This is a genomic window from Dyella sp. C11, assembly GCF_003121485.1.
GTDB lineage: Bacteria > Pseudomonadota > Gammaproteobacteria > Xanthomonadales > Rhodanobacteraceae > Dyella.
The window spans coordinates 282,211-301,303 of sequence record NZ_QAVX01000001.1; the positions used below are offsets into that span (position 1 = coordinate 282,211).

Here is a 19,093-nt window from a genome sequence, read left to right on the forward strand (position 1 = left end):
CAGTCCAGGTCGCGCACAGGCTGCGCTCCCACATGGGCGCGGGAGCGACTTACGCCAGCGCTGTCGCCGCGCCGTAGCTCACCGCCATCAACACCGCTACCGCCATGCACGCGCTGGTGGGGCGGATGCGGTGCGCATCGACGCGCGGAATAAGGCGCCACAGCACCACCACGCCGATCACCATGTCCACCACCAGCGCGCCACGAAGCAACGGCGTGGTGAGCAACAACGCGTAGGGCGGCTTGGTGATGCCTTCGTGGATGGCGACGCCGGCAATGCTGAGCAGGCCGATCATGCACCACACCAGGCAGGCGAAATACGTGCGGTTGAAGACCACCGGACAACGCTCCGCCCAGCGCAGCACCGACCATGCGATGAGCGCAAGGAACAACGCGCCGATGCTGCTGTAGAGCACCCACCAGAGCAGGGTGCTGATTAAGGTGAGTGCGAAGGTCATGCAGGGGTTCCGTTTTTTGCTCGTCATTCCGGCGCAGGCCGGAATCCAGTAGCGCTATCGCCCGATTTTCGCCCCTTGCAGGCTTTCGCGAAAATCTTGCATTGCCGCCACTGGATTCCGGCCTGCGCCGGAATGACGAGTAGGTAAGGTTGGTTAAACGCCTACGCGACGCAGCAGCTTGTCCATCAACCACGCGGGCCCCACCAGCAGATACGCGAGATCAGTGAAGAAGCTCGGGCGTTTGCCTTCAATGGCGTGGCCGATGAACTGTCCTATCCACGCCACCACGAACACGCCGATGGCGGTAAGCAGCAGGTTGTGCGGACCCAGCGCGCGATAAGCGAATTCGGTCAGCAGGCAGAGCAGCACCAGCGCGACAAACAGCGCTGCCGCCAGGCGATGCGACTGCTTCCAGTACCACACGAACGCCAGCACCAGAGCGGCAACGGCCCAGAAACCCGGACGGCCGATCATCGGCGGCACCGGGATGGTCCACATCATGGCGATTGCGCACCACAGGATCGCCGGCACGCAGATCCAGTGCAGCACGCGATTGGTGGGGTTTTGATGGTCGTTGCTGTAACTGTCGAGCCAACGTTGCATGGGTGCCTCAGTCGACGGTGATGTTGGCCAGACGCTGCAATGCCTCGGCGTACTTGGCGGCGGTGGCACCGATGACGTTCGCGGGAACGTTCGGGCCGGGCGCTTTCTTGTTCCAGTCCAGCGTTTCCAGATAGTCGCGCACGAACTGCTTGTCGTAGCTCGGCGGACTGATGCCGACCTGATATGAATCGGCCGGCCAGAAGCGCGAGGAATCCGGCGTCAGCATCTCGTCCATCACGTAGAGCTTGCCGTTCTCGTCCGTGCCGAACTCGAACTTGGTATCGGCAATGATGATGCCGCGCTCCGCCGCATACGCCGCGGCCCACTTGTAGATGGAGAGCGTGGCTTCGCGCACCTGCTCGGCAAGCTCCGGACCTACCGCGGCCACCACGGCATCGAAGCTCACGTTCTCGTCGTGGTCGCCCACGGCGGCCTTGGTGGACGGCGTGAAGATGGGCTCCGGCAGCTGCTGCGCCTGCTTCAGGCCAGCGGGCAGCTTGATGCCGCACAGCGAACCCGTCGCCTGATAGTCCTTCCAGCCCGAACCGATGATGTAGCCGCGCGCAATCGCCTCCACCGGCACCGGCTTAAGGCGGTGCGTGACCACCGCGCGCTTCTCGTACAGCTTTACATCGGTGCCGGCCGGCAGCACGTCGGCCAGCGGCACGTCGAGCAGGTGGTTGGGCACCAGGTGCGCGGTCTTGTCGAACCAGAAGTTGGAAATCTGCGTGAGCATCTCGCCCTTGCCCGGAATCGGGTCGGGCAGCACCACGTCGAAGGCCGAGAGACGGTCGCTGGCCACGATCAGCAGGCGATTCTCCGGCAGCGCGTAGACGTCGCGGACTTTGCCGCGGTGGATCAGGTCCAGGCCCGGGAGGTTCGATTGCAGCAGGGTGGTGGGCACGGTCTTTCGCTCCAGGAAGGCCGACCTGGCGCTCCAGGACGGGAAAACAGGAAGACGGCCCGGAACGGGCCGGTGATCAAGCGACAGATTGTAGCGGCTGGCGCCGCCCGGCAGGGCTTGGCGCGGCTGCTAGAATCAGCGCTTTTTGAGCCCGGGTCTTCGCCATGGTGTTTTCGCCCCGCCGCATCGCAGCGCCGCTTCGGTGCCTGCTTGCCGCTTCGCTGGCGTGGAGCATGGCCGCCTCGGTGCAGGCCGCGGCGCCGGCCAAACCCGCGCGCCTGGGGCTTTGTGCCGCCTGTCACGGCGAAACCGGCCAGGCGCAAATTCCCGGCGCGCCCAATCTTGCCGGGCAAAAACTCGATTACCTGCGTGAAGCGCTGAAGCAATACCGCGACGGCCGCCGCAACGTACCGTTGATGCGTGCCGCCATCGGCCCCATGAGCGATGCCGACCTCGACGAACTGGCGCGCTGGTATAGCGCGCAGACGCCACTGCCGCCCACTCAAGGCAACCCATGAATTTCACCTGGACCATCTGGCTGGCCCTCTTCGGATTGATCTTCGGCCACGGCATGCCCGGTGCCGTGGTGGGCGGCATCACCGGTTTCATCATCGACAGCCTGCGCCAGGGCCAGCGCCGTCGCGCCACGCCGGAGGCGGGCGGTTACATCAGCCCGCTGTTCGCCCTGCTGGGCGCGGTGGCCAAGTCCGATGGGCGTGTGTCCGAGGCGGAAATCGCCGTGGCCGAACGCCTGATGCAGCGCATGGGCCTGGAGGCCGATCAGCGCAAGCAGGCGGTGGCCGCGTTCAATGCCGGCAAGCAGCCGGAATTCGACGTGACGCCGGCCATCGAGCAGCTGCGCCGCTGGGTGGGCCTGCGCCGCGACCACGCGTTCCCCGTGCTGGACGTGGTGATCGAAACGGTGATCGCCGAAGGCAATCCGCCGCCGGAAAAAATGGCCATCCTGCGCCAGCTCGCCTTTGCGCTGCGCGTGAGCGACATGGAGCTGATGGCGCTGATGGCCATGAAGGGCTACGCCTGGAATGCCACGGGCGGCGGTTCGCGCGGTTACGATTCGCGTGGCAACGGTGGCTACGTGCCGCCCCAGCGCAACACGCAGGGCCCGGACCCGTACACCGTACTGGGCATTTCGCGCGATGTGGACGACCGCGCCGTGAAGCGCGCCTACCGCAAGCTGATTTCCGAACACCACCCCGACCGCCTGGGCGACCTGCCCGAAGCCATGCGCAAGCAGGCCGAAGCGCGCGCCAGCGAGATCAATGCCGCCTACGAGCGCATCAAGGCCGAACGCGGGTTCAAGTAAGCCGGTTCAAATCAACCGCGCAACGACATGCGGGAGCGCACCCTGTGCGCGACTGCGACGGCATCACCCCAGGCCGCGCACCCAATGCGCTCCTACAGGAACGAAGAAATGAGCAAGCAATCCAACGTCATCGCCCCGTCCATCCTTTCCGCCGACTTCGCCCGGCTGGGCGAGGACACCGCCAAGGCGCTGACGGCCGGTGCTGACTGGGTGCATTTCGACGTGATGGACAACCATTACGTGCCCAACCTCACCATGGGCCCGATGGTGCTCAAGGCGCTGCGCGACTACGGCATTACCGCTCCCATCGACGTGCACCTGATGGTGAAGCCGGTGGACCGCATCATTCCCGACTTCGCCAAGGCGGGCGCCACGGTGATCAGCTTCCACCCGGAAGCGAGCGAGCACGTGGACCGCACCATCGGCCTGATCAAGGAATCGGGTTGCCAGGCCGGCCTGGTGTTCAACCCGGCCACGTCGCTGGATTGGCTCGACTACGTGATGGACAAGCTCGACCTGATCCTGCTGATGTCGGTGAACCCGGGCTTTGGCGGGCAGAAGTTCATCCCCTCCGCGCTGGACAAGCTGCGCGAAGTGCGTCGCCGCATCGATGAGAGCGGTCGTCCCATCCGCCTGGAGATCGACGGCGGCGTGTCGGCCACCAATATCGGTGCCATCTCGGCGGCGGGTGCGGACACCTTCGTGGCGGGCTCGGCCATCTTCAACGCGCCGGACTACAAGCACGTCATCGACGCCATGCACGTCGAGCTGACCGCGGTCGCGGGCCAGTAAATCAAGCGCTGAAAAAGAAAATCCCGGCGCGGGGAGCGCCGGGACAAGTTCGTCGGAACGACGTGTGAGGAGACCACACGACGGCCGGTGATCCACGGCAAGAACCATCGACCGTCAGAACTTATGACCGGGATTTTGCGGTTTGGTTCCCGTGTACGCGTCATCACCTTGCGATAGCGCTTTGTTAACGCACAAAAAAATCCCCGCCGGTGGGCGGGGAAGGAACGTGCCTAGAGGATAGGAACCAGAAGTTCTTACATGGGCTGCCAGTCGGGATCGGGCTCATCAGCCCCGGCGGCCGGTGCGCTTCCGTGCGCTCCGGCCGCTTCCATGGCTTCCACGGGCAAGGAAAAGAAGGGGTCGTTCAGGTCGAAGTCGGCGCTCATCGTGGCCTCCTGGGTGTGCGGCCTGCTCAGTGCAGGCTCATGACCAGCCCGAGTAATAGCCCTCCGAGCGCCAAGACCACGCGAAGTGGCTCAAAGCCACGCAGCTCGGCATTGGGATCTATGGGCGGCTGGTTGGTGGGACGCATGACGGGACTCCTGGAAGACGAGCCCATTGGGCGACCGGGCGGGGCATGCGTAGGGACCCGAATGTGGCAAAACGCGGGCAAGATCGGCCCGCCATCGGGCAACGCCTCAAGAACGTGACGGAGTTCCACCCGACTGTGGCGCGCCGCCGGCCCAACATGGCGAAACGCTGGCAGTGCGCGCCAACCGCTTGCGCGACTTGGGCCCAGGCTTCACGCTGCGCGCCGTTACCCACCCGGAGCGAAACATGGGCCGCAGTATCGCCATTGTCGAAGACGAGCCGCTGATCCGCGCAAATTACGTCGAAGCGCTCACCCGCTTCGGCTACGAGACGCGCGGTTATGGCTCGCGGCAGGAAGCCTCCAGCGCATTCCAGATGCGCCTGCCGGAGCTGGTCATCATCGACATCGGCCTGGGCGACGAACCCGAGGGTGGCTTCGACCTGTGCCGCGAGCTGCGCGCCAAGTCCGCCACGCTGCCCATCATCTTCCTCACGGCGCGCGATTCGGATTTCGACGTGATCTCCGGCCTGCGCCTGGGTGCGGACGATTACCTGAGCAAGGACACCAGCCTGCACCAGCTGGCCGCACGCATCGCGGCGCTGTTCCGCCGCATCGAGTCGCTGAAGGTGCCGGCCAGCAGCGAGACGGTGATCGAGCACGGTCCGCTCAAGCTCGAATCCGAGCGCATGCGCATCACTTGGAACAACGAAGAGATTCCGCTCACCGTCACCGAGTTCTGGATGGTGCACACGCTGGTGCGCTTTCCCGGTCACGTGAAGAATCGCGACCAGCTGATGCGCGAAGCGGAGCTGGTGGTGGACGACGCCACCATCACCTCGCACATCAAGCGCATCCGCAAGAAATTCATCGCCGTGGCGCCGGAGTTCGACGCCATCGAGACAGTGCATGGCGTGGGTTATCGATGGAAGCCGTGATGAAGCGTTGGTTCGGGTTGCTGCTGTTTGCGTTGATTTCCATGTCCTCCCATGCCGCCGATGGCAAGGATCAGGGCGTGATGGTGTATGGCAAGGCGGACAAGGATGTACCCGGTTGGTCGATTCTCACGGATCTGCCGACGGGATGGACGCAGGATTGCTGCATGTACGCCAAGGCCATTGGCGTGAATCTTGTGCTCTACAAGGGCGAATGGACGGGCGATCCCGAGCGCGTGATGGTGCTCAACGTTTGGCCGTCCAAACTCTCATCGCTCGAGGCCGAGCTGCAGGACGATCGTCACCACTATCTCGCCCGCGATGCAGCCGCCAAGGTGGACGTGCTGGCCATCGACAACAAAAACATGGCATGCCGTGGCGTGCATTACGCCGGCACGGACCACAAGGACGACCTGGTCGTGTTCTGCGATCCGGGTCTCGCCACTGGTGTGCGTCTGAGCTGGTCCATGACATTGGCTCACGACGATCCGCAGCAGGCTGACTTGATCGCCGCGTTCCAGCATGTGGTCGAGCAGTCGAAGTATCTCAAGTACACGGACGAAACGAACGGCAAAAGCAGCAAGACCAAGGCGAATCCGTAACCGTTAGCGGCGACTTTTGCCGTTCCGCCCTTTATCGTTCGCCCATGACTCTTCGCCAGAAACTCCTGCTCGTCGCCCTGTGCACGCTGGCCCTGCCCGTGGCCGGCTGGCTGTACGTGCGTCAGATGGAAACCCTGCTGCGCGAAGGCCAGGCACAGGCGCTTACCGCGTCGGCGCGTGCGATGGCGCGCAGCCTGGTGGTGACCGGCGCGCCGCTGCCGCCCGCCGGACCCGTGTGGTACGTGCAGGACGCCGCCAACCCCATCACCATCGATGGCTACGGTGACGACTGGGCACCGCTCACGCCGTGGAGCCAGCCGCTGGACAAGCGCGGCAAGCTGCTGCTCGCCCAGGACGCGGACTGGCTGTATCTCTATGCCGATATCCGTGGCGCCCAGCGTACGCGCGCCGACGCTGAAGACCCGGGTGCGCTGCGTGCCGATCACCTCGTGCTCAGCCTGGGCAAGGGCGATCAGTCGCGGCGTTACCTGCTGGCGAGCGCGGCACCGGGATCGGTAACGGCACGACCGCTCGATCCGCCCATCGACGGCTTGCCGGCACGCATCACCGCGCAATGGCAGGAAGACGGCAGCGGTTACCGCGTCGAGTTGCGCGTGCCGCGGCAGGGGCTGGATTCGCTGGGCCTGGCCGTGTTCGATCCGACCACCGGCGGCGATCCGCAAGCGGTGCAAAGCCGGCCACTCGTGGCGTATTCCAAGCCGCTGTCCAACGAGCTGGGCCTGCTTGCGCTCGATGGCGTGCAGGCGCGCGTGCTGGCACCCGAAGGCTGGCTGCTCGCTCAGACCGGGCGCCTTTCCACGCCGGCTGCGGCACCGGGCGACCAACCCGGCTGGTTCGCTGCGCTGGTCTATCGCTCGCTGCTGGCCAATCAGGTGGACGAGGCCGAGCTGTGGACGCAGGACGTGCCGCGGCTGGACGTCACTGAAGTGCACGAAGCCAGCGCCGGCAAACCGGCAACGCTATGGCGACAGGGCGAGGCGCGCGGCAGCGTGGTGCTGGCGGCCGCCGTGCCGATCGAAAGCGATGGCAAGGTACGTGGCGTGCTGTTGCTGGAACAGGCCAGTCGCGCCGTGCCGCTGCTGGCCAATCGTGCGCTGCTCGGCCTGTTGCTCACGAGCTTCGGCGTACTGCTGGTGGCGGGCGCGATCCTGCTGGTGTTCGCCACACGCTTGAGCATTCGTCTTGGGCGTCTGCGCGATGCGGCCGAACGCGCGCAATTGAACGATGGACGTCTGGACGGCCCCTTCCCGATGACGGAAGCGGAGGATGAGATCGGCGATCTGGCGCGCAGCTTCGAGCGTCTGTTCGAAGTGGTGGGTGGCTATACCGATTACCTGCGCACGCTCGCGTCGAAGCTGTCGCATGAATTGAACACACCGCTGGCCATCGTCAAGTCGTCACTGGACAACCTGGAGCACGCGTTGCAGGCCGGGGATGCGATGCCGCCCGATGCCGAGCCTTATCTGCACCGCGCCCGCGACGGCGTGGCGCGACTGGGCATGCTGGTACGCGCCATGAGCGAAGCCAGCCGCATGGAGCGCGCCATTGCGGCGGCCGAACCGGAGGACGTGGATCTGGTCGCCGTGGTGCGCGGATGCAGCGATGCGTACCGCCCGCTGGCGGGCACGCGTCGTCTGGAAACCGAGTTGCCCGCCGAGCCCATGACGATGCACTGCGCACCGGAATTGATCGCGCAGGCGCTGGACAAGCTGTTCGACAATGCCTTGTCCTTCACCCCGGAATTCGGCTGGCTGCGGCTGACGTTGCGCGCCACCGGCGATGGCGCGGAAATCGAATTGGCCAATCAGGGTCCGCCGTTGCCGGCCGCGATGCAGGGACGATTGTTCGATTCGCTGGTGAGCCTGCGCGACAAGGCAACGCCGGGCGACGCGCCGCACCTGGGTCTCGGACTCTACGTGGTGCGCCTTGTCGCCGAACGCCATGGTGGCGTGGCGATGGCCCGCAACCTGGAAGACGGCAGCGGCGTGGCATTCACGCTGGTGCTGCACGGCATGCCGCGCCAGCGTCTGTAAGCATGCTGTTGTGGGAGCGCACCCTGTGCGCGACTGCGATCAGCTTCAGGTGAAACCCAGTCGCGCACAGGGTGCGCTCCCACACATGAGTGTTCGTTCGCTTTACTTCGTTTCGCCCAGCGTCCAGCCACCGCCGCCGGGCATCACCGCAAATTGCCGCACGGTGGTCGCCGCACAACTGGCCGGCTTGTCGCTGCATTGCGCCAGCGTCACGCGAAGGTGCTGGTCGTCCACTAGATCAAAATCCGAAAGCTTAGTGGTGGCCACGCTGGCGGCGGTATCCAGCACCGTGCCGATGAAAACGCCGTTGTGGAACACGTACAGCTGCAATGCGTTGGGTTGGCATTGCGCGTCCACGGACACGGCGGCCTCGGCCACGTAGGTGTCGCCCTTGCGTTGGGCGTGGCCGGTCAACAGGCGCTGACCGGTCAGCAGGAAGCGATCTTCATCGTTCTTCGGCGCGGCAGTGCGCACTGTGCATTCCGTCGTGGCCACGGTGGCCGGTGCGCTTTGCGAGAGTGGTTTCAGCGGACGAGGCACATAGGGCTGTGCCACCGGCGCGGCGGCCGGCGGCCGATGCATCCACAACACCAGTGCGGTGGCACTGAGGATGACCGCAGCCACGGCCACGAAGCGGCCTCGCAGCGCCGGTCGTTGATACAGGTAGACCAGCGTGCACAGTGCTACCAGCAGCGCCACCGAGGACAGCGGGTGCCATAGCAGCGCCAGCACGGCGAACAGCACCGCGAACACGGCCGCCGTGGAGTAGGGCTTTTTCAGCGGTGGCTTGGTGGATGTCGCAGGAAGCGGTGGCGGTTCCCTGGATGCGACGGCTTCGGGCTCTGCCGCGAACGGGTCGTGGGTATCGGAGGCGTCGAAGGCGTATGCATGCACTTCTTCGGGCAGCGGCGGCGGCTGGTGATCCGCGGGCACGTCGCTTTCCCGTGGCGCCGGCCCGTCTTCGTGGATGAGTTCGCGCGCCTGCGCTTCCGGTGGTGTGGGAAGCGGTGGCGGGTTTTCGCTGCTGGCGGCCGGCTCCCACGCAAACCAGGTCTGGCCACCGTCGTGGCACCACTGGTCGCCCGCTTCGGCATAGCGATCCAGCGCATCCGCGGGCAGCGGTCCCCTCACCTGATTGTCGCGACGGAGCCAGATGAGGCGTTCGTCATCGGGCCATATATCGGCTTCCACGCCCATGCCGCGCAGCTGGGCGACCTGTGCATCGGCGGCTTCGGGTTCGAGGCCGCGGCGGATGATCAGCGGCGCCCGCGCGAACACGCGTTCGCGAAATCCGGCCATCTCCATGCCGAAGGCGGCAGCCATGCGCGCGTGCACGCTGGCCGGGTCCTGCCCGTCGAGCAGGCGGCCGGAAAGTACCAGGCAACGGTGGTCCATACCCATCGATTTCCCCTGCGGGCGCAGCGACGTGCCCCGATTACCCAAGGTTAGGCGTGCAACGGCGGGCGAACAAGCGCCAAGGCTTCGGTTCCCATGCTCCATGCCCCTACAATGGCCGTTCAAGCTTGGCCATCCGGATCCCCACGTGATTTCCCGAGACGATTTCGACGCGCTGGCAGCGCAGGGTCATACCCGCATCCCGCTGGTGCGCGAGGTATTTTCCGACCTCGATACGCCGCTGTCGGTTTACCTGAAGCTGGCCGACGGCCCGTACACCTTCCTGTTCGAATCGGTCGAGGGCGGTGCCACCTGGGGTCGCTATTCGATCATCGGCCTGCCGGCGAAGCGCGTGTATCGCCTGCGCGGCCACGAGCTGGAAGTGGAAGACGCCGGTGAAGTGACCGAGCGTCGCCATGTGGCCGATCCGCTGGCCGAGATCGAAACGCTGCGCAAGCAGTACGACGTGCCGCGCCTGCCGCAGCTGCCTGCCTTCAGTGGCGGCCTCGTAGGTTATTTCGGCTTCGAGACCATCGGCTACATCGAGCCGCGCCTGGCGAAGTGGGATCGCCCCGACGAATTGGGCACGCCCGACGTGCTGCTGATGCTCGCCGAGGAAGTGGCCGTCTTCGACAACCTCAAGGGTCGCCTGTACCTGATCGTGCATGCCGATCCGTCGCAGCCGCACGCCTACGCCGAGGCGCAGCGTCGACTGGATGCGCTGGTGTATCGCCTGCGCCAGAGCGGCGTGTCGTATCCGCAGCTCAACCAGAGCACTGCGCTCGATGAAAGTGACTTCAAGTCCTCCTTCACCAAGGAAGAATTCGAAGCGATGGTGGAGCGCGCGAAGGAATACATCCGCGCCGGCGACATTTTCCAGGTGGTGCCATCGCAGCGGCTCAGCGTGGGTTTCAACGCGCGGCCGGTGGATGTGTATCGCGCCTTGCGTGCGCTCAACCCGTCGCCGTACATGTATTTCGTCGACCTGGGCAACACGCAGATCGTCGGTTCCTCGCCGGAGATCCTCGCCCGCCTGAAGGACGGCAAGGTGGTGGTTCGACCGCTCGCCGGCACGCGCAAGCGCGGCGCCACGGAAGAAGAAGACCAGGCGCTGGAAGCGGAACTGCTGGCCGATCCCAAGGAGCGCGCCGAGCACGTGATGCTGATCGACCTGGGCCGCAACGACATTGGCCGCATCAGCGACACCGGCAGCGTGGAAGTGAGCGAATCGTTCGTGGTCGAACGCTATTCGCACGTGATGCACATCGTGTCGCAGGTGCAGGGCAACGTGCGTCCCGAGGTGGGCTACATGGACGTGCTGAAGGCCACGTTCCCTGCGGGTACGCTCAGCGGTGCACCGAAGATCCGCGCGCTGGAGATCATCCAGGAACTGGAACCCTACAAGCGCAACATCTACGCCGGTGCCATCGGCTGGATCGGCTGGTGGGGCGATGCCGACACCGCCATCGCCATTCGCACGGCCGTGATCCAGGATGGACGTCTGCACGTCCAGGCGGGTGCGGGCATCGTGTACGACTCCGACCCCGCGTCCGAGTGGGAAGAAACGATGAGCAAGGGTCGCGCGCTGTTCCGCGCCGTGGCCCAGGCAGCGAAGGGCCTGTGAGCATGCGCGGCGTGCCTCGCACTGCCATGTGGTCCTGCGCGCTGGGTTTGGGCAGCAGCTTGCTGATCACGCCGCTGCAGGCGCGCGAGCCTGAGGCATCGCCAGTCTGGCGAGACGACGCCACCTCGCGCCTCGAAGCCCTGGCGCTGCTGCAGACGCTCAACGCCGAATTGCTCAGCCACCCCAGTGCCACGCTCACGCTGGAGCGCTGGTGTGGCGAGCATCACCTGGCGCCGGAAGCGAAGATCGTCGCCGAACGCGTGAAGGGTGAAGACAAGCCGCTGCCGCCCGACGCACGCGAGCAATTGCAGATTGGCGCCGACGAGCCCGTGCGCTATCGCCGGGTGCAGCTTGCCTGTGGCGAACACGTGTTGTCCGAAGCGGACAACTGGTACGTACCTTCGCGCCTCACCGACGCGATGAACCACGAGCTCGACAGTTCCGACACGCCATTCGGCAAAGTGGTGCAGGCGTTGCACTTCCGCCGCCAGACACTTTCCGCCGAATTGCTGTGGTCGCCGTTGCCGGCTGGCTGGGAAAACGGTGCATCACTGCCGCCCGCCACGCATGACGCGCTCGCGATGCCGCATCACGTGCTGCAGCATCGCGCGGTGCTGTTCGACCAGGCCAATCGACCCTTCAGCCTGGTCGTGGAAAGCTATACATCGCAAGTTCTTGCCTTCATTCCCGCGGGCCAGCATCGGCCATAAGTTAGATATCGCGCCCCTCGTCTTTCGCAGGTCTCTTCGATAAGAATGCGCGAGCAGTCACTGGGGGCGTACTGTCTTGCGTTGAGCTGTCGAGAGACAGCCAGTCGTGTCGCACGAGCGCATGCATATCACCGCCGCCAGTTGCATCTCCTGCGCTACGGACGTCCAAGGGGGGATATCCGGTAACGCGCAGGACACACGTCAGGGGAATGACATGAAGCATTTAGGGAAGAAGGGTGTCGTGATTGCGTGCGCCCTGAGCGTATCCGCGTGCGCATCGATCATTGGAACGCCGTATCAGAAGGTGCAAGTGGAAACGCGCGCCGCTGACCAGAGCATTCGCGCGGATTGCACGTTGAGCAACGGCGAAAGCCAGGTTCGCGTGACCACGCCAGGTACGGCGGTGGTTCATCGCTCATCGCACGACCTTAGCGTGAGCTGCCAGAAGGATGGCAAGCAGATCGCGCAGCAGTCCTACGACTCCACCATTCGCGGCATGGTCTGGGGCAATCTGATACTTGGCGGCCTGGTCGGTATCGCGATCGACTTCGCCGACGGAGCTGCGCATCACTATCCGGACAAGGTGAGCGTGATCGTGCCGTCGGTGTATGCCAACGCTGCGAGCTATCCCGCCAGCGATGCCACCCAGGTCGGCACCTATTCGGCGGCATCGCCAGCCATCAACGGGCTCGCCAGCCTGGACGGCCGCATCAGCAAGACGATGTTCAACGCTGCGCAGAACGTGGCCGCCAGCCACCAGTGCGATCGCGCCATCCACGTCGTGATGGTGGAAGGCCAGCGCGCGATGTTCCGCTCGCAGTGCCCGGCTTCCGGCGACGTGCAGATCGAGTGTGCCGGCGATGCTTGCGTGGCCATGCAGCCGATGGGCATGGCGAGCAGCTGACGGTCGTTGGTGTTTGGCGCATCAACACTTTTTCGGGCGGCTGTCCATCGGCCGGCCGCCCCGAGGCTTTCGGATAATTCCCATATTTTGAGCGATTAGTGCCCGATACCTTGAAGGAACCCTAGCAGCATAGCCGTAGGCGAAGCCTCGGCATGGAGTTCCCGATGGTTGGCCGCCTTGTCGAATATCTCATTCAAAATGCGCCCGGTGATGGCTGGACGGTGCTGCGCAACGGTGCGCCCATCGGTCGCCGTCGCGTGCTGGAACACGCGGTGGACTTCGCCGGCCGCTTCGCGGAAAGCGAGGCGTTGCAAGGCCGCGCCACGCGCGTGGTGATGGAGCGCAAGCCCGCCTCGCGACTATCCGACGTCGCTTGCTGGCGTTGCGCCGCGTAAGTCAGGGCGTGAGGAATCGCTGCCCGATGGCCAGCGCGGTTCGATAGGGTTCCGGGTCGTTGCGATTGCTGAGCAGGATCACCGTGAGGTGTTGTTTCGGCCAGCGGATGATCACGTTGCGAAAGCCCATGCTCTCGCCCGAATGCCACAGCACGTCGCCGTGGATGCGCCAGCCGTAGCCGTAACTGTCCACGTCGGGCTCACCCGTCACGGTGTTCTGCGCGCTGAAGGCAAGCTGGCGTGAGTTGTCCGACAGCAGGCGATGGTCGTAGAGCGCGGCATCCCACTTCGCCAGGTCATCAATGGACGAATAGATGCCGCCATCGCCACGCGTCGCGCTGGTCGGACTCTGGTCGGTTTGCATCCAATGCCCGTTGTCGTCGCTGTAGCCATAGGCCCGATGCGTCACGGCAGGACCGCCATGCACGTAAAGCAGCGTATGGCTCATGCCCAGTGGCTGGAAGATGTTCCTGGCAAGGAAGTCCGGCAGCGATTGGCCTGAGGCGCGCTCCACGATCAAGCCAAGCAGTACATAGCCACCGTTGCTGTAGCGATACGACGTCCCCGGCGGAAAATAGCTGCGCGGTTCGGCAGCGAGCATGTGCAGTACGTCCGCGTCACTGATCTGCGCCGTTTGATCGGCAGGCATCAAGTCTTCGTAATCGATCAGGCCGCCGCCATGGCTGAGCAGCTGGCGAATGGTGATGTCTTCATGGGAGGCCGGAAGTTCCGGCAGCCAGTGGCGGGCATGATCATCCAGGCTGAGTTTCCCTCGCTCTGCCAGCAACAAGATCGCCGCCGCGGTGAACTGCTTGCTCACCGAGGCGAGTCGATAGTTGGTCGCCGGCGTCGCTGCTTCGCGGGTTTCCATGTTCGCCAGGCCGTAACCCCTCCGCACCAGCGGCTGGCCGTCCTTGATCACCAGCAATGACGCGCCGGGAACATTGCCCTGGTAAGCGGCCATGAGGGCGTCGACATCGCGGGCCGCATCCCTGGCCTGGGCGACACCAGCGAGCAGGGTGAGAACAAGCAGCGTCACGAGCTGGCGCATGAAGTGGCCTTGTGTGGGTTATTGCACCGGAACGTCGTAGATGGTGTCGGGCGTGGGCTCGGGATTGAGCGTGTAGTGCCACCACTCCATCGCGTAGTTGCGAAAGCCCTCGCGTTCCATCGCGCGCTTGAGCGCTTCACGGTTGGCGTGCTGCGCGGCAGTGGCGCCGGGCGAGTCGGTATTGGCCAGCGTGCCGAAGTAGTCGAAGTCCGTGCCCATGTCGAGCGGCTGGCAGTGCGCGTTGGCGGCATCGCATTGCATCAGCGTGAGATCCACCGTGGCGCCGCGGCTGTGGCCGGACACGGGTGCAATGTAGTCGCCGAGCAGGGCGCGCTTGTCGAGCAGCGGATAGTGAGTGGCTTTCGTGCGCTGGTCATCGAGATCGCCGGCCCAGCGTACGAAGTGCTTCACGGCGCGTGCCGGCCGGTAACAGTCGAAGACCTTGAGCTGCTGGTGCTGCGCGTGCAGGTCGCGCTCCACACGTGCCAATGCTTCGGCCGCGGGCTTCAGCAGGAGGCATTTGGGCGCGAGATAGCCATCCACCGGCGTGCCGACAAAGTTGTCGCTTCCCGCGTACTTGATGTCTTCGGCCATGTCGGGCGCGAACTGGCGGATATCCACCAGCCCTGCTTGCTTGGCCGTGGTGGCCGGCGACAACGTCGGTGTGCCATCCGCGTAGGCCCGCGAGGCAAGCATGGCCAACGCCACGAGGCAAGCAAGGCAGTAGCGATCAATCACAGTCGTGCTCCCGCTGAAAGGCCAGGTCTTCGAAGTCGTAGCTGAAGTCGGCCGACGGATCGACCTTGCTCATGCGCAGCGTGTCGTGCGGGTTCGCCGGGAACCGCAGCCACGCATCGGCGTCACCGTGATCCCAATGCACCAGATAGCGCTTGCCAGCCTGCATCACGGTGCCCGTAAGCCGTGGTGACTTCGTCGACGCGAAACGCACCGCATGGCCGTGCGCGCACAGCGTGATGGAGCCGAACCATGGATCGCGCCAGCTTCCCAGTTGCTGTCGAAGCCCTTCGGGTTTTGCTGGAGACGATGCGGGCATGGTGAACGTCTCGCGTCTGGCGGCGTCGGCCTTTGACAGCTGGTCGGCGTACCAGTCGGCATCGTGCCCATCATGCGGTGACGTGAAGTGCTTGGTCAGCGCTTCCATCAATACGGTGCGCGCGTCTTCCGCTTCACTGTTGATCAGCACCACGAACCCTGACTGGCGATCCGGCAGCAATGTCATGGCGGAATACATGCCGGACAACGTGCCGGTATGCGACACGGTGAGCTCGCCGTCGACATCCGCAATGCGCCAGCCATAACCGTAGGCGTAGCGGGTCGTGCCGTCCCAGGCGCGTCGCCGCGCCGAGATCGGCATGGGTGTGTAGGGTGTCCACAGCATCCGGCGTTGTGCCTCGGACAGCCATTGCGTCTGTTGCGCCGTGGGAACCAGCCAGTTGCGCGCCCACACAAGCATGTCGTCGAGGCTGCAGCGCACGCCACCCGCGGCAGCGGAGGTGATGTCCGGGATATCCGTGGCATCGGCATCGATGACCACGTTGCGGTCGCCCTTTCGCACGTGGGGCTGTGCGACGTTACCCACGGTGTCGCGTTGCCACGCACCAATCTGGCAGCGGGTCAGTCCCAGGGGCTCGAACACTTCGTGACGCAGCAGCACGTCGTAAGGTGCATGGCCCGCGGCGGCTGCGACCTCACCCGCCACGACGTAGAGCAGGTTGTCGTAGGCGTAGCCGGCGCGAAAAGGGTACGCCGGCTTGAGATAGGGCAGGGCATGCACGATGTCCTGCCGCGTGAAGGCATTGGGTTCCGGCCACAGCATCAGGTCGCCCGCGCCTTCACGCAGGCCGCTGCGATGCGTGAGCAAGTCGCCGACCTGCATGTGTTCCGTGACCCACGGATCGGCCATGCGGAAATCAGGCAGGTAGTCGCGTACTGGTGCATCCCAGCGCAGCTTGCCTTGCTCCACCAGGCGAGCGAGCAGCGTCGAGGTGAATGCCTTGCTGTTGGAAGCGATCTTGAACAGCGTGTCTTGATTGATCGGCTCGCCTGAACCTGCCACGCGTTCGCCGAGCGTGCGCGTGTACACCACCTTGCCGTGGTCGATCACGCCCACGGCAAGGCCGGCCAGGTGATAGCGCGTCATCACCGCGTCGACGATGGGGTCGAACTCGGCCGACGCCGGTGGCGGGGCAGCCGTCGCTGTACTCGTCGCCAGCATCAGCCACAGCGCGGCGATGCAGCGGTGAAGGATTCGATCAGCCCGCATGACCTGCCGTGGCGCGCCTGGTCACCTCGCCCCACACCCGCAGCAGGTTGCCACCCCACAACTTGGCAATGTCGTCATCGCTGAACCCGGCGCGCCGCAACGCCGCGGTGAGATTGCGCGTTTGCGTCGCGTCGTTCCAGCCTGCAAGGCCGCCACCACCATCGAAATCCGAAGCAATGCCAACGTGGTCGATGCCCGCCACCTGCACCATGTGCTTGATGTGCGCCACATAGTCGTCCACGGTCGGTGGCGGAAGTGCCGCATCGATACGCTTCATGCCCTCGACATAAGCCGGCAGGTATTCGTGCTTCTCGCTGTCGAATTCCTTGTCGCCGGCCTGCTTGGCCACCTGTGTCTGCAAGGCCTTCTGGGCAAGGTCGCGCGCCGGGTCCAGCCGGATGAATTCCTGCACCGCCACGGCCTGGATGACACCGCCCTTGGCGGCGATGGCGCGAAGCAGTTCATCGGAAAGATTGCGCGGATGCGCATCCAGCGCCCGCGACGACGAATGCGACGCGATCACCGGCGATGTCGACAAGGCAAGCACCTCGCGCACGCAGGCATCGGACGAATGCGAAACATCGACCATGATGCCCAGCTGGTTGGCACGCTTCACCACGCTGCGACCGAACTCGGTGATACCGTATTCCGGTAGCGGTGTGTCACCCAATGACGCCTCGGGCGTCGAGCTGGTGCACAGGTCGTTGTTGCCCATATGGGCGAGGCCGACATAGCGCGCCCCGCGCTGGAAAGCCGTGTCCAGGTTTTTGATGTCGTGGCCCAGCGAATAGCCGTTCTCCACGCCAATCATGGCCGACAGCCTGCCCGCCGCCTTGTTGGCGCGGACATCATCCGGCGTGCGTGCGAGCCGAATGCGGTTGGGGTAGGTTTTCAACATCAGGTCGATGTCGTCGTATTTCTGTTTGGCTTGCGCCACGGCCTTGGCATAGCCGTCGGGCGTCAGCGGCCCCTGCTCCACGTAGACGATGAAGAACACCGCATCAAGGCCGCCGCGCTCCATCTTGCCCAGGTCCACTTGCAGTGGTGTCGGCTTGCCGACATCGAAGCGGGCTTCGCGCATGTACGCGAAGGGAATATCCACGTGCGTGTCGAGCGTGATCGGTGGATCTTGTGGAGCCGCCACGGCGATGCCGCCGCATGACAGGGCCAGCGCGATGGCGCTGGCGATCAGGCCGAAAGTCTTCATGCGGTCTCCCAGTGGTGGGCCGCCGTCTCGCCGGCGACCATGTCTTCGAAGCGCTGGCGCTGCCGCACCACGGCGTAGCGCCCCGCATCTACCAGCACTTCGGCAGCAAGCGGGCGCGAGTTGTAAGTGGACGCCATGGATGCACCGTAGGCACCGGCGGTACGAATCATCAGCAGGTCACCGCTGCTGCAGGCCGGCAGGGTGCGTGCGCGTGCGAAGGTGTCTCCTGTCTCGCAGACCGGACCCACGATGTCGTATGAAGTCATCGGACGCACTTCCCCCGTCACCGGCACGATGTCGTGCCATGCATCGTACAGGCTTGGCCGTGCCAGGTCGTTCATGGCGGCATCGAGCACCAGGAACTGGCGTTCGTCGCCGTGTTTGACACGGATGACGCGCGTCAACAACACACCGGCCTCACCGACGAGATAACGGCCGGGCTCAAAGAGAAGCTGGCCTTCGAAGCCGGCCAACGCCTCGCGTACCACGGCGACATAATCCGCGGCGTGGACAGGTTGATCGTGGCCTTCGCGGTAGCACACGCCCAGGCCGCCGCCGACATCGATGCTGGCGATGGGGTGGCCGCTCGCGGTGAGCTCTTTCCAGAACGCAGCCACGCGTTGAAAGGCTTCACGGAACGGGCCGAGTTCCAGGATCTGCGAGCCGATGTGCACGTGCAAGCCATCCAGCTCTACGTGATCCAGTTCGTGTCGGGCGGAAAACCACCGGCGCGCTTCATGGATGCTCACGCCAAACTTGTTCTCAGCCTTTCCGGTGGAGATCTTGGCGGGGGTGAAGGCGTCGACATCCGGGTTGATGCGCACCGAAGCCCGCGCCAGGACGCCGCGTTCCAGGGCGGCGCACTGCAAGGCCACCAGCTCGTCGTGGGATTCCACGTTGAAGCGGAGGATGCCGGCGTCGAGGGCTTCCGTCATCTCTGCGTCGGTCTTGCCCACGCCGGAGAACACGATGCGTTCGGCGGGTATCCCCGCCTGCAGGGCGCGTCGCAACTCGCCCACGGAAACAATGTCGGCGCCCACGCCTTGGGCGTTCATCAGCGACAGCACGCCGCGATTCGGATTGGCCTTGACGGCGAAGCAGATCAACGCGTTCATGCCGCCAAGGGCGCTTTGGAGCGAGGCGATTTGGGCGCGCATTGCGCTGGCCGAATAGACGTAGAGCGGCGTGCCCAGTCGCTCGGCGAGAGCGCGCAGGTCTAGGCCATCGAATGTGGCGTGCGGGGTATCGGGTTGCATCGTCATGTTGCCTTGTCACCAAAAAAGACAGCGGCCTGCAACACGCAGGCCGCCGGGGTGGGGAGCG

The 19,093-nt window shown here is 64.8% G+C and carries 20 protein-coding genes; 10 read left to right on the plus strand and 10 right to left on the minus strand.

Annotated elements, in window-relative coordinates:
* Positions 1 to 49: 49 nt before the first annotated feature.
* The 3 genes from DK366_RS01150 to DK366_RS01160 form a co-directional block, all read right to left on the minus strand.
* Entirely contained in the window at positions 50 to 457 is a 408-nt protein-coding gene (locus DK366_RS01150; protein WP_109123679.1) for a hypothetical protein, read from the minus strand.
* A 153-nt stretch (positions 458 to 610) separates the two neighbouring features.
* Positions 611 to 1,060 carry an Mpo1-like protein gene (locus tag DK366_RS01155; RefSeq protein WP_109123680.1) on the minus strand — a complete coding sequence of 150 codons (450 nt, stop codon included), beginning with the start codon at positions 1,058 to 1,060 and terminating at the stop codon, positions 611 to 613.
* A 7-nt stretch (positions 1,061 to 1,067) separates the two neighbouring features.
* On the minus strand, positions 1,068 to 1,964 hold the full coding sequence (locus tag DK366_RS01160) for a phosphoribosylaminoimidazolesuccinocarboxamide synthase (protein ID WP_109123681.1): 897 nt from the start codon (positions 1,962 to 1,964) through the stop codon (positions 1,068 to 1,070).
* Between the two features lie 233 nt (positions 1,965 to 2,197).
* Here DK366_RS01160 and DK366_RS01165 point away from each other — a divergent pair, with 233 nt between their 5' ends.
* The 3 genes from DK366_RS01165 to rpe all read left to right on the plus strand — a co-directional run bounded on the left by DK366_RS01165 (position 2,198) and on the right by rpe (position 4,080).
* A complete protein-coding gene (locus tag DK366_RS01165) occupies positions 2,198 to 2,482 on the plus strand; it encodes a c-type cytochrome (RefSeq protein WP_109123902.1) in 285 nt (94 codons plus the stop codon).
* Complete coding sequence (gene djlA, locus DK366_RS01170) at positions 2,479 to 3,288, plus strand: co-chaperone DjlA (protein ID WP_109123682.1); 810 nt, start codon at positions 2,479 to 2,481, stop codon at positions 3,286 to 3,288. Before DK366_RS01165 ends, djlA begins: the two co-directional genes overlap by 4 nt.
* Positions 3,289 to 3,396: 108 nt before the next feature.
* On the plus strand, positions 3,397 to 4,080 hold the full coding sequence (rpe, locus tag DK366_RS01175) for a ribulose-phosphate 3-epimerase (protein WP_109123683.1): 684 nt from the start codon (positions 3,397 to 3,399) through the stop codon (positions 4,078 to 4,080).
* A gap of 254 nt (positions 4,081 to 4,334) precedes the next feature.
* Here rpe and DK366_RS21665 read toward each other — a convergent pair whose 3' ends face one another.
* Positions 4,335 to 4,466 carry a hypothetical protein gene (locus DK366_RS21665; RefSeq protein ID WP_255412531.1) on the minus strand — a complete coding sequence of 44 codons (132 nt, stop codon included), beginning with the start codon at positions 4,464 to 4,466 and terminating at the stop codon, positions 4,335 to 4,337.
* Positions 4,467 to 4,857: 391 nt separating this feature from the next.
* On the opposite strand from DK366_RS21665, the gene pdsR reads away from it, so the two are divergent.
* Genes pdsR through DK366_RS01190 form a run of 3 tightly spaced genes read left to right on the plus strand, consistent with a single transcriptional unit; the run spans position 4,858 to position 8,200 of the window.
* Positions 4,858 to 5,547: a proteobacterial dedicated sortase system response regulator gene (gene pdsR, locus DK366_RS01180; RefSeq protein WP_109123684.1), complete on the plus strand. Its 690-nt coding sequence runs from the start codon at positions 4,858 to 4,860 to the stop codon at positions 5,545 to 5,547.
* Positions 5,547 to 6,146: a hypothetical protein gene (locus DK366_RS01185; protein WP_109123903.1), complete on the plus strand. Its 600-nt coding sequence runs from the start codon at positions 5,547 to 5,549 to the stop codon at positions 6,144 to 6,146. Before pdsR ends, DK366_RS01185 begins: the two co-directional genes overlap by 1 nt.
* Before the next feature lie 44 nt (positions 6,147 to 6,190).
* Complete coding sequence (locus tag DK366_RS01190; RefSeq protein ID WP_109123685.1) at positions 6,191 to 8,200, plus strand: ATP-binding protein; 2,010 nt, start codon at positions 6,191 to 6,193, stop codon at positions 8,198 to 8,200.
* A gap of 102 nt (positions 8,201 to 8,302) precedes the next feature.
* Here the strand turns inward: DK366_RS01190 and DK366_RS01195 are convergent, their stop codons facing one another.
* On the minus strand, positions 8,303 to 9,601 hold the full coding sequence (locus tag DK366_RS01195; RefSeq protein ID WP_157956419.1) for a hypothetical protein: 1,299 nt from the start codon (positions 9,599 to 9,601) through the stop codon (positions 8,303 to 8,305).
* A 142-nt stretch (positions 9,602 to 9,743) separates the two neighbouring features.
* Here DK366_RS01195 and trpE point away from each other — a divergent pair, with 142 nt between their 5' ends.
* The 4 genes from trpE (at position 9,744) to DK366_RS01215 (ending at position 13,228) form a co-directional block, all read left to right on the plus strand.
* Positions 9,744 to 11,219 carry an anthranilate synthase component I gene (trpE, locus tag DK366_RS01200; protein WP_109123904.1) on the plus strand — a complete coding sequence of 492 codons (1,476 nt, stop codon included), beginning with the start codon at positions 9,744 to 9,746 and terminating at the stop codon, positions 11,217 to 11,219.
* A gap of 11 nt (positions 11,220 to 11,230) precedes the next feature.
* Complete coding sequence (locus DK366_RS01205) at positions 11,231 to 11,929, plus strand: hypothetical protein (RefSeq protein WP_232820861.1); 699 nt, start codon at positions 11,231 to 11,233, stop codon at positions 11,927 to 11,929.
* Positions 11,930 to 12,143: 214 nt separating this feature from the next.
* Positions 12,144 to 12,833 (plus strand): hypothetical protein, encoded by a 690-nt coding sequence (locus DK366_RS01210; protein ID WP_157956420.1) that lies wholly within the window; start codon positions 12,144 to 12,146, stop codon positions 12,831 to 12,833.
* 164 nt (positions 12,834 to 12,997) lie between these two features.
* On the plus strand, positions 12,998 to 13,228 hold the full coding sequence (locus DK366_RS01215) for a hypothetical protein (RefSeq protein WP_157956421.1): 231 nt from the start codon (positions 12,998 to 13,000) through the stop codon (positions 13,226 to 13,228).
* Position 13,229: 1 nt separating this feature from the next.
* Here the strand turns inward: DK366_RS01215 and DK366_RS01220 are convergent, their stop codons facing one another.
* From DK366_RS01220 to lysA, 5 genes are read right to left on the minus strand one after another with little or no spacing between them, the layout of a single operon-like run.
* Positions 13,230 to 14,279, minus strand: coding sequence for a serine hydrolase domain-containing protein (locus tag DK366_RS01220; protein WP_109123689.1), 1,050 nt, complete (start codon positions 14,277 to 14,279; stop codon positions 13,230 to 13,232).
* Between the two features lie 18 nt (positions 14,280 to 14,297).
* On the minus strand, positions 14,298 to 14,975 hold the full coding sequence (locus DK366_RS01225; RefSeq protein WP_109123906.1) for a M15 family metallopeptidase: 678 nt from the start codon (positions 14,973 to 14,975) through the stop codon (positions 14,298 to 14,300).
* Between the two features lie 34 nt (positions 14,976 to 15,009).
* The gene (locus tag DK366_RS01230; RefSeq protein ID WP_109123690.1) at positions 15,010 to 16,563 is read right to left on the minus strand and encodes a serine hydrolase domain-containing protein; all 1,554 of its coding nucleotides are present in this window, start codon (positions 16,561 to 16,563) and stop codon (positions 15,010 to 15,012) included.
* Entirely contained in the window at positions 16,553 to 17,770 is a 1,218-nt protein-coding gene (locus tag DK366_RS01235) for a dipeptidase (protein WP_109123691.1), read from the minus strand. Before DK366_RS01235 ends, DK366_RS01230 begins: the two co-directional genes overlap by 11 nt.
* A complete protein-coding gene (lysA, locus tag DK366_RS01240; RefSeq protein ID WP_109123692.1) occupies positions 17,767 to 19,032 on the minus strand; it encodes a diaminopimelate decarboxylase in 1,266 nt (421 codons plus the stop codon). The genes DK366_RS01235 and lysA overlap by 4 nt, the downstream gene beginning before the upstream one ends.
* Positions 19,033 to 19,093: the final 61 nt, after the last annotated feature.